Source organism: Stenotrophomonas sp. 2619 (assembly GCF_040548725.1).
Classification (GTDB): domain Bacteria; phylum Pseudomonadota; class Gammaproteobacteria; order Xanthomonadales; family Xanthomonadaceae; genus Stenotrophomonas; species Stenotrophomonas maltophilia_AP.
This window is the reverse complement of record NZ_JBEPSF010000001.1, coordinates 423,313-438,207: the sequence shown is the minus strand read 5'-3', so window position 1 is coordinate 438,207 and position 14,895 is coordinate 423,313. Positions and strand designations below refer to the sequence as shown.

The window sequence follows — 14,895 nt, the reverse complement described above, 5'->3', positions numbered from 1 at the left end:
TTCAACCCCGGGGATTAGGAGCCGCATCCTGCGGAAATTCGTCGCGAATTCGCTGCAGATAGCGACCGGATGCAACCGTGTCACCCAACTGCGCCTCGATTTCAGAGGCAAGTTGTAACACGGAACGTGTGGCCGGTGCAGCCGCAAGACGACGTTGGGAGAAGGCCCGCGCCTCGAAATAGCGGCCTTGGGCGTATTCGCTGCGCGCCATCGACTCCAGCGCATAGGCGTTGCCCGGCTCGACCTGGAGGGCGGCACGCAGGTCGCGGGCGGCCCGTTCGGACTGGCCCGCGTCGAGTGCACAGCCGCCGGCATTGGCCAGCGCCGAGGCCGGCGTGGCATAGCCTGGCGCGGCAAGCGCGCGGTCAAACCAGACCAGCGACTCGGCCGCACGGCCATGAGTACATAGCCACGCACCATAATTGTTGAGCACATCGCCGCGTTCGGGCGCCAGCTCGGCGGCCTTGCGGTAGAGCCCGCCGGCGGCCGTATCCTCGCCGCGCCGGGCGGCCAGGGTGGCCAGAAGCAGATAGGCCTCCGGCCGGTCACCATCGAGCTTGAGCGCCGAGCGGGCATTTTTCTCGGCCGCCGCCAGCGAACCGGACTGATAGGCCCGGTCGGCCAGCGTCATCTGGTCCTGGTAATTGAACCGGCGACGCGTGGCGGCGTTGTCACGGACCTCATAGGTGGGGGCCACCCCCAGCGCGGAGGCGGGGGGCTTCATGCCTTGTTTGCCGCAGCCGACCGATGCCAGCGCGATGAAAACAACGGCTGGCAATCGGAAATCAGGCAGCGGCATCCCGGCTTTTCCCATCCTGGAGCGTCTTGTTGAACTCGGCCTGGCGGCGCGTGCGGTCCATCACCTGGCCCTTGAGCTGGCCACAGGCGGCGTCGATGTCGTCGCCGCGGGTGCGTCTGACCATCGTCAGGACCTGCGAATCCAGCAGGATCTTCTGGAAGGCACGGATCTCGGTGTCGCCGGAGCGCTCGTAGCGCGTGCCCGGGAACGGGTTGAAGGGAATCAGGTTGACCTTGCCCGAGTGCGACGCCTGCACGGCGTTGTCGAACTGGCGCATCAGCCGCGCCAGCTGGCGGGCATGTTCGGGCTGGTCGTTGATGCCCTTCATCAGGGTGTATTCGAAGGTGACTGATTCGCGGCGCTTGTTGGCACGCAGGTAGCGTGCGCACGAGGCCATCAGCTCGACGATCGGGTACTTCTTGTTGAGCGGCACCAGGGTCTCGCGCAGCGCATCGTTGGGCGCATGCAGCGACACCGCCAGCGACACGTCGCTCTCGGCGGACAACCGGTCGATCTGCGGCACCAGGCCGGAGGTGGACAGGGTCACGCGCTTGTTGGCCAGGCCATAGCCCAGGTCGTCGCGCATCACGCTCATGGCGCGCACGACGTTGTCGAAATTCATCAACGGCTCGCCCATGCCCATCATCACCACGTTGGTGAGACGACGCTGCTTGTGCGGGATGTTGCCCAGGTGGCGCGCCGCCACCCACACCTGGCCGATGATCTCGGCGGTGGACAGGTTGCGGTTGAAGCCCTGGGTAGCGGTCGAACAGAACGTGCAGTTCAGCGCACAGCCGACCTGCGAGGACACGCACAACGTGCCGCGGTTCTTGTCCGGGATGTAGACCGCTTCGATGGCGTTCTTGCCATCGTTGCCCATCGCCAGCAGCCACTTGTGGGTGCCGTCGTTGGACGGTTTGTCGAACACGATGTTGGGGACCAGGACCTCGGCATGCTGCTTGAGCTTGGCGCGCAACGCCTTGCCCAGGTCGGTCATCTCATCGAACTCGGTGACGTAGTGGTGGTGGATCCACTTCATGACCTGATGGGCGCGGTAGCGCGCTTCGCCGAGTGTCTCGGCGAAGAAGCGCTCCAGACCCTCGCGATCGAGGTCGAGCAGGTTCTGCTTGGCCACAGCCACGCTCGGAACGAGCACGGATGGGATGGCGGTTGGCTGTACGACCTCGTTCACGGCATCACTCTCAGCGCGAGACGACTTCAGTCGCGGCGAAGAAGTAGGCGATTTCGATCGCGGCATTCTCGACCGAGTCCGAGCCGTGGGCGGCATTGGCATCGATGGATTCAGCGAAGTCGGCGCGGATGGTGCCCGCAGCGGCTTCCTTCGGATTGGTGGCGCCCAGCAGGTCGCGGTGGGCCAGGACGGCGTTGTCGCCTTCCAGGGCCTGGATCATCACCGGGCCGGAGATCATGAACTCGACCAGCGCGTTGAAGAACGGACGCTCGCGGTGCACGGCGTAGAAGCCTTCGGCTTCACGGCGCGACAGCTGCTTGTACTTGGCGGCGACGACCTTCAGGCCGGCCTTTTCGAAGCGGGCGTAGATTTCACCGATGACGTTCTTGGCGACGGCGTCCGGCTTGATGATGGAAAGGGTGCGCTCCAGCGCCATGGGAATTCTCCGTTGGGCGGGCCACTGATCGGCCCGAGAGTAACATGAAAAAAACCCGCGTCGAAACGCGGGCTTAGCCTGATATACGTGAGGCAATTCTAACGTGTAACCCGCCCATGCGGTAGTGCCGGCCGCCGGCCGGCAACCCCATGGATGCCAAGCGAAGTCCCCCGTTCAGGCGGTACCGGGGTCGCCGGCCAGCGCATGGCACGACGATGAACGAATGCGCCACTTTTGTGCGCCGCACAATGCACCCGCGCAGCCCCGGGTCTAATATCAAACAATCGTTTGATTGAACTCTGCCCCACCCATGGCCAAGCCCGCTCATTTCTCCACCAAGGACCGCATTCTCGGCGCCGCCGAGGAGCTGTTCGCGCAGCATGGCTTCGCTGGCACCTCGCTTCGCCAGGTCACCAGCCAGGCCGATGTGAACATCGCGGCGGTCAACTACCACTTCGGCTCCAAGGAAAACCTGGTCAACGAGGTGTTCCGCCGGCGCATGGACGAGATGACCACCGCCCGCCTGGCGCAGCTGGACGCGGCCCGCCGCGAGCACCCCGGCCAGCTGCGCCCGGTGCTGGCCGCCTTCGTCGAGCCCGCCCTGGCGATGGCCCAGGACCGCCAGACCGGGGGTGCCTTCGTCCGCGTCATCGCCCGCGCCTACGCCGAGAAGAATGACAACCTGCGCAAGTTCCTGTCCGACCACTACGGCCACGTGCTGCGCGACTTCGGCAAGGCCATCGCGGCCTGCGTGCCGGAGCTCAGCAAGGAAGAGCTGTATTGGCGGCTGGACTTCCTGGCCGGCTCGCTGACCTATGCAATGGCCGACTTCGGTCTGATCAAGCGACCCGCCGGTGTCACCGAAGCGGCGCATCGTGCCCATGCCGCCCGCGAATTGATCCACTTCGCCGAAGCAGGTTTCCGCGCCAGCGCGGTCACCGACGCTGCGTCGACCCCACTTTCCACCCCGTAGAGCCGGGCTCTGCCCATTGAACCCTCCGTAGAGCCGGGCCCCGCCCGGCTGCCAGACCAACAAAGGCTTATCGACATGTCCAATTCCCTGCTAGTCCGCCGCGCCGCCGTGCTGGGTGCCGGCGTCATGGGTGCCCAGATCGCGGCCCACCTGACCAACGCCGGCGTCGACACCGTGCTGTTCGACCTTCCCGCCAAGGAAGGTCCGGCCGATGGCATCGTGCTCAAGGCAATCGCCAACCTGGGCAAGCTCAGCCCTGCCCCGCTGGCCAGCAAGTCCTACGCCGAGGCGATTACCCCGGCCAACTACGAGACCGGCCTGGAGCAGCTCAAGGACTGCGACCTGATCATCGAGGCCATCGCCGAACGGATGGACTGGAAGCAGGACCTGTACAAGAAGATCGCCCCGTTCGTGGCCGACCACGCCGTGCTGGCCTCCAACACCTCGGGCCTGGGCATCAACAAGCTCGCCGACGTGCTGCCCGAGCAGCTGCGCCACCGCTTCTGCGGCGTGCATTTCTTCAACCCGCCGCGCTACATGCACCTGGCCGAGCTGATCCCGGCCAGCACCACCGACGCCGCCGTGCTGGAAGGCCTGGAAGCCTTCCTGGTCACCACGCTGGGCAAGGGCGTGGTGTACGCCAAGGACACCCCGAACTTCATCGGCAACCGCATCGGCGTGTTCTCGATCCTGTCCACCATCCACCACACGCAGGAATTCGGCCTGGGCTTCGATGAAGTGGACGGCCTGACCGGTCCGCTGGTCGGCCGCCCGAAGTCGGCGACCTACCGCACCTCCGACGTGGTCGGCCTGGACACCATGGCGCACGTGATCAAGACCATGGGCGACACCCTGCCCAACGATCCGTGGCATGAATTCTTCAAGTCGCCGAAGTGGCTGGACGCGCTGATCGCCAAGGGCGCGCTCGGCCAGAAGACCGGTGCCGGCATCTTCCGCAAGGTGGGCAAGGACATCGTCGTCCTCGATCTGGCGAAGCAGGACTACCGTCCGGCTGACCGCGCCGCCGCACCGGAAGTGGTCGAGATCCTGAAGATCAAGAACCCGGCCGAGAAGTTCGCCAAGCTGCGCGAAAGCCAGCACCCGCAGGCGCAGTTCCTGTGGGCGACCTTCCGCGACCTGTTCCACTACAGCGCCTACCACCTGGCCGACATCGCCGAAACCGCGCGCGACGTCGACCTGGCCATCCGCTGGGGCTACGGCTGGTCGCTGGGTCCGTTCGAAACCTGGCAGGCCGCCGGCTGGAAGCAGGTGGCGCAGTGGATCGCCGATGACATCGTGGCCGGCAAGAGCATGAGCAATGCCCCGCTGCCCGATTGGGTGTTCGACGGCCGCGACGGCGTGCACGCCGCCGAAGGCAGCTACAGCCCGACCCGCAACGCCAAGCTGCCGCGTTCGGCGCTGCCGGTGTACCAGCGCCAGCGCTTCCCCGATCCGCTGCTGGGCGAGACGTTCGCCCCGGGCGAAACCGTGTTCGAGAACGACGGCGTGCGCATGTGGCACGACGGCGACGGGATCGCGGTGGTCAGCTTCAAGACCAAGATGAACACCGTCTCCGACCACGTGCTCAACGGGCTGCAGGAAGCGATCAAGCGCGCCGAGAAGGACTACAAGGGCCTGGTGATCTGGCAGCAGAAGGAACCCTTCTCCGCCGGTGCCGACCTGGCCGGCGCGCTTGGCCTGCTGCAGGCCGGCAAGGTCGACCAGTTCGAAGAGATGGTGCACAACTTCCAGCGCACCAGCCAGGCCATCAAGTACTCGCTGGTGCCGGTGGTGACCGCCGTGCGCGGCCTGGCCCTGGGCGGTGGCTGCGAGTTCCAGATGCACAGCGCCAAGAGCGTGGCCGCGCTGGAAAGCTACATCGGCCTGGTCGAGGCCGGGGTCGGCCTGCTGCCGGCCGGTGGCGGTCTGAAGGAACTGGCCGTGCGCGCCTCGCAGGCTGCCGGCCCGGGCGGTGACGTGTTCGCCGAACTGAAGAAGACCTTCGAAACCGTGGCCATGGCCAAGGTCTCCAACTCGGCGGTCAACGCCAAGGAACTGGGCCTGATGCGCGCCACCGACAAGGTGGTGTTCAACAGCTTCGAAGCGCTGCATATCGCCAAGGCCGAAGTGCAGGCGCTGGCCGAAGGCGGCTACCGTCCGCCGATGCCGGCCCGCCGCATCCAGGTGGCCGGCGACGTCGGCATCGCCACCTTCAAGATGATGCTGGTCAACATGCTGGAAGGCCGTTTCATCAGCCCGTACGACTACGAAATCGCCGTGCGCATCGCCACCGTGCTGTGCGGTGGCGAAGTAGACCGCGGCACCCTGGTCGACGAAGAGTGGCTGCTGACCCTGGAGCGCAAGCACTTCGTCGAACTGGCCCAGCAGGAAAAGACCCAGGCCCGCATCGCGCACATGCTCAAGACCGGCAAGCCGCTGCGCAATTGATGGCGCGCCGGGCGCGACGGCCCCCGTCCGCGCCCGGTCGGTGCCGACCGTTGGTCGGCACACCTGTCCCTACATTCAAGAGATCACTGCAATGACCAAGCAAATCCAGGACGCCTACATCGTCGCCGCCACCCGCACCCCGGTAGGCAAGGCGCCCAAGGGCATGTTCCGCAACACCCGTCCCGACGACATGCTCGCCCACGTGCTCCGCTCGGTGGTCGCGCAGGCCCCGGGCATCGACGTCAACCGCATCGATGACGCCATCATCGGCTGCGCGATGCCGGAAGCCGAGCAGGGCATGAACGTGGCCCGCATCGGCGTGCTGCTGGCCGGCCTGCCCGACACCATCGCCGCGCAGACGGTCAACCGCTTCTGCTCCTCCGGCCTGCAGGCCGTGGCCATGGCCGCCGACCAGATCCGCCTGGGCAATGCCGACCTGATGCTGGCCGGTGGTACCGAGTCGATGTCGATGGTGCCGATGATGGGCAACAAGATCGCCATGGCCCCGAGCGTGTTCGACAACGACCACGTCGCCATCGCCTACGGCATGGGCATCACCGCCGAGAAGGTCGCCGAAGAGTGGAAGGTCTCGCGCGAGGAGCAGGACGCCTTCGCACTGGCCTCGCACCAGAAGGCCATCGCCGCGATCCAGAACGGCGACTTCAAGGACGAGATCAGCCCCTACGACGTGCGTACTCGCCAGCCCGACCTGGCCGACGGCCGCCGCATCATTACCCGCGACACGATCGTCGATACCGACGAAGGCCCGCGCCTGGACTCGTCCGCCGAAGGCCTGGCCAAGCTGCGCCCGGTGTTCCGCAACGGCCAGTTCGGCGGCACCGTCACGGCCGGCAACTCGTCGCAGATGAGCGACGGCGCCGGCGCCGTGCTGCTGGCCTCCGAACAGGCGGTCAAGGACTACGGCCTGAAACCGCTGGCCCGTTTCGTCAGCTTCTCCGTTGCCGGCGTGCGCCCGGAAGTGATGGGCATCGGCCCGATCGCCGCGATCCCCAAGGCGCTCAAGCAGGCCGGCCTGACCCAGGATCAGCTGGACTGGATCGAGCTCAACGAAGCCTTCGCCGCGCAGTCGCTGGCGGTGATCCGCGATTGCGGCCTGGACCCGTCCAAGGTCAACCCGCTGGGCGGCGCCATCGCCTTGGGCCACCCGCTGGGCGCGACGGGCGCGATCCGTACCGCCACCCTGCTGCACGGCCTGCGCCGTCGCCAGCAGAAGTACGGCATGGTGACCATGTGCATCGGCACCGGCATGGGCGCAGCGGGCATCTTCGAGTCGCTGTGATGCAGCGGGCGGTGCCGGCCCCAGGGCCGGCACCCTGCCCCGCTGGACGGCATTGACCGTTGGTTGATGCGGGAACACCACCGAAATGCAAAAAGGACAGCCGCGAGGCTGCCCTTTTTGTTGGCGTGGGTACCGACCAACGGTCGGTACCTACCGGGGTTCCGCGTATCGACCAACGGTCGGTACCTACCGGGGATCGCGGTTGCGATCAGCCCTCGGCGAGCGCCTTCTTCATGATCTCGCGCGCCGGGCCGGCCAGCTTGTCGTTGTTCAACGCAAAGCGGATGGTGGCTTCGACCAGACCCAGGTGCGTGCCGCAATCGAAGCGCGTGCCTTCGAAACGGTACGCGTCCACGGGCTCGCTCTTGAGCAGCTCGGCGATGGCGTCGGTGAGCTGGATCTCACCGCCGGCACCGGTGCCGGTGGCTTCGAGCAGCTCGAAAATCTTCGGGCTCAGGACATACCGGCCGACCACGGCCAGGTCGCTGGGCGCGTCTTCCGGCTTGGGCTTCTCGACGATCGCGCTGATGTGGCCCTGGCGGCCATCGAACGCCTCGGTGGCGACGATGCCGTAGCTGCCGGTCTTCTCATGCGGCACGTCTTCCACCGCGATGACGCTGGCACCGCTGGCCTGGTTCGCATCGGCCATCTGCTTGAGCGCACCATCGCCACGGTTCCAGATCAGGTCGTCAGGCAGCAGCACCGCAAAGGGTTCGTCGCCGACAATCGCCTTGGCACACAGCACCGCGTGGCCCAGCCCCAATGCTTCGGCCTGGGTGACGAAGATCGCACGCACGCCATTGGGCAGCACGTGGCGTACCAGCTCCAGCTGTTCCAGCTTGCCGGCGCGCTCGAGCTTCTGCTCCAGCTCGTAGGCCTTGTCGAAGTAATCGGCCACCGCATGCTTGTAGCGGTTGGTGATGAAGATCAAGGTGTCGCAGCCAGCTTCGATCGCCTCGTCGACGGCGTACTGGATGAGCGGCCGATCGATGATCGGGAGCATCTCCTTGGGCACCGTCTTGGTTGCGGGAAGGAACCGGGTACCCAGTCCTGCCACGGGGAAAACCGCCTTGCGAATACGCTTGTTCGTCACAGCCTGTTGGCCTCTCGTGCCGGGAAGGGAAGTACTTTAGCCGAGGCGACGTGATCGTCTTGTTGCAGGGGCGAGAACTCCGGCATGGTCGCGAACAGGATGCTGTTGATGGCATCGGTGTCGTAGGTTGCGATGGCCTCGCGCAGGCGCGGCACGTTGCCCAGCACCTGATCGCGCGCGAACGTGCGCACACCGGCTTCGAGAATCTTGGGATGCGCGGTCGGCCGGTAGTCCTCGTCGGAATAGAACAAGGTCTCGTGCAGCTTCTCGCCCGGGCGCAGCCCGGTGTAGATGATGGCGATGTCCTTGTACGGCTGCTTGCCGGCCAGACGGATCATCTGCTCGGCCAGCACCCGGATCGGCACCGGCTCGCCCATGTCCAGCGTGTAGATCGCACCATGCGAAGCCGACGCGGCCGCCTGCAGGATCAACTGGCACGCCTCGGGAATGGTCATGAAGTAACGGGTGACTTCCGGATCGGTCACGGTCACCGGCCCGCCCTTCATGATCTGGTCGCGGAACAGCGGCACCACGCTGCCGGCCGAGGCCAGCACGTTGCCGAAGCGTACGGTGACAAACCGCGTGTGGCTGGTTTTCTGGTCCAGACTCTGGCAGATCATCTCCGCGTAGCGCTTGCTGGCGCCCAGCGCGTTGACCGGATCGACCGCCTTGTCGGTGGAGATGAACACGAAATGCTCGATGCGCGCTTCCACGCACGCCCGCGCCACCGTTTCGGTCGACAGGATGTTGTTGCGCACTGCTTCGCGAAGCTGGCGCTCCAGCACCGGCACCTGCTTGTACGCCGCCGCATGGAAGACCGCATCCACGCTTGCCAGCGACAGCGCATGCCGGATCACCGACGGATCACCGCAGTCGCCCAGCACGGCCTGCACGTCCAAGTCCGGGAAGCTGCGCGTGAGCTCGGCCTCGATGGTGAGCAGCAACAGTTCACTCATCTCGAGCAGGATGATGCGGCCGGCACCGTGGCGTGCGCACTGGCGGCACAGCTCCGAACCGATCGAGCCGCCTGCGCCGGTTACCAGCACGGTACGCCCGCCCAGCCAGCCGCGGATCAGCGACCAGTCCGGCAGGATCGGCTTGCGCCCGAGCAGGTCCTCGATCGCGACCTCTTTCAGTTCACCAGGCAGCGAATGCCCGAGCAGCACATCGTTGAGCTTGGGCACCATGCGGAAGGGAACGCCGGTGGCTTCGCACAGCGCGACCACCCGCTGCATGCCCACTGCATCCAGCGACGGAATGGCAATCACCAGCAGTTTGGCCGCGGTCTCGCGCACCACCGACGGGGCGTCGTCCAGAGTGCCCAGGATGGGCAGACCCTGCAGCTTGGCGCCCTGTAGGTGCGGCGCATCGTCGAGCAGGCCGACCGGGTGGAAGTCGCCCGAGCGGCGCAGGTCACGGACCAGGGCTTCGGCCGCCTGGCCGGCCCCCAGGATCAGCACGCGGCGGGCGCTGGCATCCGATTGCAGCGACTGGTAGTCCTTCCACGCGCGGTACAGCAGGCGCGGGGCGCCGAGCAGTGCCGACAGTGCGAACGGGTAGATCACCAGCACCGACATCGGCACGCCGGCGAAGCGCTTGTAGGCCAGGGCCACGACAATGGCCAACAGGCCGATGAAGCTGGCCTTGAAGATATTGAGCAGGTCGGCCACGCTGGCAAAGCGCCACAGGCCGCGGTACAGGCCCACCCGCCAGAACACCACCGCCTGGATCGCCAGCACCAGCGAGGTGTCGATGTTCCAGAGTGGAAGCGAGGGGGCGTCGGCCAGCATCGAATAGCGGCCGGCATGCAGCAGCTGCCAGCACGCCCAGACCATGAACAGGTCGTGGGCCACGATGGCGGCGCGCGGAAGCAAACTGGTGAGACGGTCCTGCCAAGGCGTCATAAAACAAACAATCCTTCTAGTTGCGCAATCCATTGCGCAGGAGTAGCCACAAGCCGGTCGCGAAGATCATCCACGCACCCGCTACGGCAGCCTCCCACCTCGGCTGCAGATCACTGCAAGCATTAAACACTGTAATACTGAACAGGCCAAAAACAAAATACAGCGCAGTCACCAAGGTGTGACTTGCACCACTCTTGATCGCACGCTGGTACAGATGTTGGGTGTGGGCGTCCATCCACCGTTGCCCGGACAGCATGCGCGACAGCAGTGTGAAGCCTGCGTCCACGAGGAAGGCCGACAGCGGCACCAGCAACAGCAGCCAGTTGATCTCCGTGACCACGCTGGCCAAGCACACCAAGGCAGCAATGGCGTAGCCCAGCGCGCCGCTGCCAACGTCCCCCATGAAGATGCGCGCCCGCGGGAAATTGAACGGCAGGAAGCCCAGGCAGGCCAGGGCCAGCACCACGCCGGCCAGCGCGAACGGGAGCGGCATCACCATGGCGAAGGCCAGCCCGGCCAGAATCGCCTGGGTGGTGGCGATGCCGTTGATGCCATCCATGAAATTCCAGATATTGACCAGCGAGGTGGTGAACAGCATCGCCAGTACCGCGTGCACCACGCTGCCGCTGGCCTGCCAGACCAGGGCGCCGATCAGGGTTGCGGCGACCATGTGCACCAGCAGCCGGCGGATGGCCGGCAGCGGGCGGTGGTCGTCCCACCAGCCAATGCCGGCCACCAGTGCCAGGCCCAGGCTGAACACCCCCAGCGTCATGCGGGCGGCCGGCCATGCCATCGCGGCCAAAGCGGCCGCCAGCAGCAGGGTCAGGACGATGGCGATACCACCCCCGCGCGGGGTGGCCACGCCATGACTGCGGCGTTCGCCGGGCTGGTCCATCAGGTTGCGGCGCAGCGCGTAGTGGCGCGCGCCCCAGGTGAGCGCCGCCGCGATCGCCAGCACCGCTGGCAGACCGATCATCCAGGCCACGGGCATGGCTTAAAGCACCGCGTAGTTCAGCAGCGGCTTCACGGTTCCCCACTCCTTGCAGCTGGGGCATTGCCAATGGTGGGTACGGGCGCCGAAGCCGCAGCGGGTGCAGCGGTAGGCGGGATTGCGCACCAGCAGCTGGTCGGTGATGTGCTTGAGGTCGTGCAGGGTGGCCGTGGAGTCGGCACCTTCGGCCAGGGTCAGGTCGATCAGCGCCGACTCGCCGCGCACCGACGGACGGTCCTTGAGCTGGCGGCCGAGGTAGGCACGGGCCGGGGCCACGCCCTCCTGCTCTTCCATCAACTGGGTCAACGCCAGCACCGGGGCGATGCCGCGATAGTGCTCGGTCATCTCCGACAGGAACGCACGCGCACCCCCGAGGTCGCCGACCTTGCGGTAATTCTGCATGAGCGGCTGCAGCACCTCGGGCAGGTACTCGGGGTCGTTGCGGGCAGCCCGCTCGAACGCGCGCACGGCCGCTTCGGCATTACCGGCATCGGTTTCCAGGCGCCCTTCGATGATGCCGGCGCGGACCGACATGGCATCGGCCTGGTAGGCGCGCGCGATCGCCGCCCTCGCCTCTTCGATCTTGCCGGCGCCGCGGAAGCGCTCGGCCAGCTCGCACTCGAACTGCCCGATCAGCTTGCCCATCGGCTCGCCGGTGACCTCTTCGAAGCGACTGGCGTTGTCGATCGCCTTTTCCCAGTCGCGCTCGGCCTGGTAGATGCCAATCAGGTGCTTGAGCGCCTGCGGCGCCCGCTGGTCGAGCTGGGCCAGTTCGGTGAACACGGTTTCGGCGCGGTCCAGCAGGCCGGACTTCATGTAGTCCTCGCCCAGCGCCAGCAGCGCCTGCACGCGTTGTGCATCGGTCAGGTCGGCACGGTTGACCAGGCCCTGGTGCAGGCGGATGGCGCGGTCCACTTCACCGCGGCGGCGGAACAGATGGCCCAGTGCGACCTGGGTCTCAAAGGTTTCCTTGTCCAGCTCGGCGATGTGCAGGAACAGCTCGATGGCCTTGTCCGGCTGCTCGTTGAGCAGGTAGTTCAAGCCACGGAAATAGGTACTGGACAGTCGGCTGACCTGGTTGTCGCCATGGCGCTGACCGCCGCGACGCCCGATCACCCAGCCGGACAACGCGGCCAGCGGAAGGAATAGGAAGAACCAGAACCACTCGGAGACAAATTCCATCGGGGCTCAGCGTCCGTCGAAAGGAGAAGAAGGGGTGGAAGCAGGTGCCACGACCACGGTCGGGCTGGCCTTCTGCGCTTTGCGCAGCTTGGCGTACAACGGGATCACCAGGCTGGCCAGCACGATGCCGCCGCCGATGATGGCACCGGACAACAGGGCGACAATGATCGCCAGGCCGGTGGTAGTGGTGATCTGGGTAAAGCCCAGACTCAGGACCATCTTGTCCGAGTTGAGCGCACCGATGATGAGCCCGGCGACGAGAACCGCCAGCAGGATAAGGAGACGTACGACTTTCATGGAGCAGCTCCAGTTCCGGGAGATTCAAGAGTAGCGGAATATAGAGCAGCGGGACAAAAGAGGCCCGGAGCGAAAAAGCAGCAGACCAATGGTCCGCTCTATGCGGGGTCGCTTTCCAGCGGCACCACGGCGCTGACGCGCTCGCGCAGTTCCTTGCCTGGTTTGAAGTGCGGGACATGCTTGCCCGGCAACGCGACCGATTCCCCGGTCTTGGGGTTGCGCCCCAGCCTGGGCGGCCGGTAGTGCAACGAAAAACTGCCGAACCCGCGGATCTCGATGCGATCCCCGCCAGCCAGCGCCCCACCCATCATTTCCAGCAACGACTTCACTGCCAGATCGACATCGTCCGACTTCAAATGCGCCTGTCGGCGCGCCAGGATTTCGATCAGCTCGGATTTGGTCATTACGGGCTCTTCGGGGGGAACTCAGACCCTGAAACGGCCCGGACTGATGTCCGGGCCGTCCAGGAAACTACGACAGCGTGAGGCCGATTACTCGGACTTGTTGCTGTTCAGCTGTGCACGCAGCAGCGCGCCGAGCTGGGTGGTGCCGCTAGATGCCGAAGAGGACTGGTATTCCTCCAGCACTTCGCGCATTTCCGCGTCGTCCTTGGCCTTGATGGACAGCTGCAGGGTACGACCCTTGCGATCCATGCCCACGAACTTGGCTTCCACCTTGTCGCCGACCTTCAGGAACTGGGTCGCGTCGTCGACGCGCTCGTTGGCAACGTCGCGTGCAGCCACGTAGCCTTCGATGCCGTCAGCCAGTTCGATGGTTGCGCCCTTGGCGTCCACTTCCTTGACCACGCCTTCGACCTTGGAACCCTTCGGATTGGCAGCCATGTACTGGCCGAACGGATCCTGCTCCAGCTGCTTGACGCCCAGGCTGATGCGCTCGCGCTCCGGATCGACGGCCAGGACGACGGCGTCCAGGTTGTCGCCCTTCTTGTAGTTGCGGACCACGTCTTCGCCGGTGGTGTTCCAGCTGATGTCGGACAGGTGCACCAGGCCATCGATACCGCCGTCCAGGCCGATGAAGATGCCGAAGTCGGTGATCGACTTGATCTGGCCCGACACCTTGTCGCCCTTCTTGTGGATGGCAGCGAAGGTTTCCCACGGATTGGCGGCAACCTGCTTCATGCCCAGCGAGATGCGGCGACGCTCCTCGTCGACGTCCAGGACCATGACTTCAACTTCGTCACCGACCTGCACAACCTTGGACGGGTTGACGTTCTTGTTGGTCCAATCCATTTCGGAGACGTGCACCAGACCTTCGACGCCCGGCTCGATCTCGACGAATGCGCCGTAATCGGTGACGTTGGAGACCTTGCCGAACACGCGGCTGTTGGCCGGGTAACGACGGGCGATGTTGTCCCACGGATCCTCGCCCAGCTGCTTCAGACCCAGCGAAACGCGGTTGCGCTCGCGGTCGAACTTCAGCACGCGGACGTCCAGCTCGTCGCCGACGTTCACGACTTCGGACGGATGGCGCACGCGCTTCCAGGCCATGTCGGTGATGTGCAGCAGGCCGTCGATACCGCCCAGGTCCACGAATGCGCCGTAATCGGTCAGGTTCTTGACGACACCCTTCAGGATCGCGCCTTCCTGCAGCTTGTCCATCAGCTGCTCGCGCTCTTCCGAGTGCTCGCTTTCGACGACAGCGCGGCGCGACACCACGACGTTGTTACGCTTGCGGTCCAGCTTGATGAGCTTGAATTCCAGCTCCTTGCCTTCCAGGTAGGCCGGATCGCGCACGGGGCGCACATCGACCAGGGAACCCGGCAGGAACGCGCGGACATCCTTGATGTCCACGGTGAAACCACCCTTGACCTTGCCGCTGATGCGACCGGTGATGGTTTCGTTCTTTTCCAACGCTTCTTCCAGCTCGTCCCACACCATCGCGCGCTTGGCCTTCTCGCGCGACAGGACGGTTTCACCGAAGCCGTTCTCGATGGAATCGAGGGCGACCTTGACGACGTCGCCTTCAGCAACGTCGATCTCGCCAGCGTCGTTACGGAACTGTTCGATCGGCACGATGCCTTCGGACTTCAGGCCGGCGTTGATCACCACGACATCGCCGCGGACTTCAACAACGACACCGCTGACGATCGAGCCCGGCTTCAGCTTGGCCAGATTGGCCTGACTGGCTTCGAACAGCTCTGCAAATGATTCGGTCATTAGATTTACTCTGTTGGACACATGGGCATTGGCCCCCGAAGGGAACCGCTTACTGCCCGCCTGTTGGTCGACCCCGGTACGGCGAGTCGTGTGTTAAGTAGGA

At 65.4% G+C, this 14,895-nt stretch carries 13 protein-coding genes; 3 read left to right on the top strand and 10 right to left on the bottom strand.

Translation table 11 applies throughout. The annotated features are described in order from the left end of the window. Position 1: 1 nt before the first annotated feature. From ABIA71_RS02080 to ndk, 3 genes are read right to left on the bottom strand one after another with little or no spacing between them, the layout of a single operon-like run. Positions 2-799 (bottom strand): tetratricopeptide repeat protein, encoded by a 798-nt coding sequence (locus ABIA71_RS02080; protein WP_354282681.1) that lies wholly within the window; start codon positions 797-799, stop codon positions 2-4. Then, a complete protein-coding gene (gene rlmN, locus ABIA71_RS02075; protein ID WP_502960663.1) occupies positions 786-1,991 on the bottom strand; it encodes a dual-specificity RNA methyltransferase RlmN in 1,206 nt (401 codons plus the stop codon). Before rlmN ends, ABIA71_RS02080 begins: the two co-directional genes overlap by 14 nt. Before the next feature lie 10 nt (positions 1,992-2,001). Continuing rightward, positions 2,002-2,427 carry a nucleoside-diphosphate kinase gene (ndk, locus tag ABIA71_RS02070; protein WP_038688788.1) on the bottom strand — a complete coding sequence of 142 codons (426 nt, stop codon included), beginning with the start codon at positions 2,425-2,427 and terminating at the stop codon, positions 2,002-2,004. A 310-nt stretch (positions 2,428-2,737) separates the two neighbouring features. Between ndk and ABIA71_RS02065 the strand changes: the two genes are divergently transcribed. The 3 genes from ABIA71_RS02065 to ABIA71_RS02055 all read left to right on the top strand — a co-directional run bounded on the left by ABIA71_RS02065 (position 2,738) and on the right by ABIA71_RS02055 (position 7,148). Further along, a complete protein-coding gene (locus ABIA71_RS02065) occupies positions 2,738-3,400 on the top strand; it encodes a TetR/AcrR family transcriptional regulator (protein WP_324812399.1) in 663 nt (220 codons plus the stop codon). Between the two features lie 75 nt (positions 3,401-3,475). Then, on the top strand, positions 3,476-5,848 hold the full coding sequence (locus ABIA71_RS02060) for a 3-hydroxyacyl-CoA dehydrogenase/enoyl-CoA hydratase family protein (RefSeq protein WP_354282679.1): 2,373 nt from the start codon (positions 3,476-3,478) through the stop codon (positions 5,846-5,848). A gap of 91 nt (positions 5,849-5,939) precedes the next feature. After that, positions 5,940-7,148, top strand: a complete 1,209-nt coding sequence (locus ABIA71_RS02055; RefSeq protein ID WP_349985233.1) for an acetyl-CoA C-acyltransferase — start codon at positions 5,940-5,942, stop codon at positions 7,146-7,148. Positions 7,149-7,356: 208 nt separating this feature from the next. Here ABIA71_RS02055 and galU read toward each other — a convergent pair whose 3' ends face one another. The 7 genes from galU to rpsA all read right to left on the bottom strand — a co-directional run bounded on the left by galU (position 7,357) and on the right by rpsA (position 14,792). Next, positions 7,357-8,241 (bottom strand): UTP--glucose-1-phosphate uridylyltransferase GalU, encoded by an 885-nt coding sequence (gene galU / locus ABIA71_RS02050; RefSeq protein WP_128097234.1) that lies wholly within the window; start codon positions 8,239-8,241, stop codon positions 7,357-7,359. Then, positions 8,238-10,145: a polysaccharide biosynthesis protein gene (locus ABIA71_RS02045; RefSeq protein WP_354282676.1), complete on the bottom strand. Its 1,908-nt coding sequence runs from the start codon at positions 10,143-10,145 to the stop codon at positions 8,238-8,240. The genes galU and ABIA71_RS02045 overlap by 4 nt, the downstream gene beginning before the upstream one ends. A 16-nt stretch (positions 10,146-10,161) precedes the next feature. After that, positions 10,162-11,136: an MraY family glycosyltransferase gene (locus ABIA71_RS02040; protein WP_502960658.1), complete on the bottom strand. Its 975-nt coding sequence runs from the start codon at positions 11,134-11,136 to the stop codon at positions 10,162-10,164. A gap of 3 nt (positions 11,137-11,139) precedes the next feature. Beyond that, positions 11,140-12,318 carry a lipopolysaccharide assembly protein LapB gene (lapB, locus tag ABIA71_RS02035; RefSeq protein WP_038688802.1) on the bottom strand — a complete coding sequence of 393 codons (1,179 nt, stop codon included), beginning with the start codon at positions 12,316-12,318 and terminating at the stop codon, positions 11,140-11,142. A 6-nt stretch (positions 12,319-12,324) separates the two neighbouring features. Then, on the bottom strand, positions 12,325-12,615 hold the full coding sequence (locus ABIA71_RS02030) for a LapA family protein (protein WP_128097232.1): 291 nt from the start codon (positions 12,613-12,615) through the stop codon (positions 12,325-12,327). A gap of 98 nt (positions 12,616-12,713) precedes the next feature. Further along, positions 12,714-13,019 (bottom strand): integration host factor subunit beta, encoded by a 306-nt coding sequence (locus tag ABIA71_RS02025; protein WP_017355596.1) that lies wholly within the window; start codon positions 13,017-13,019, stop codon positions 12,714-12,716. A gap of 87 nt (positions 13,020-13,106) precedes the next feature. Beyond that, entirely contained in the window at positions 13,107-14,792 is a 1,686-nt protein-coding gene (gene rpsA, locus ABIA71_RS02020) for a 30S ribosomal protein S1 (RefSeq protein ID WP_038688807.1), read from the bottom strand. Positions 14,793-14,895 lie beyond the last annotated feature (103 nt).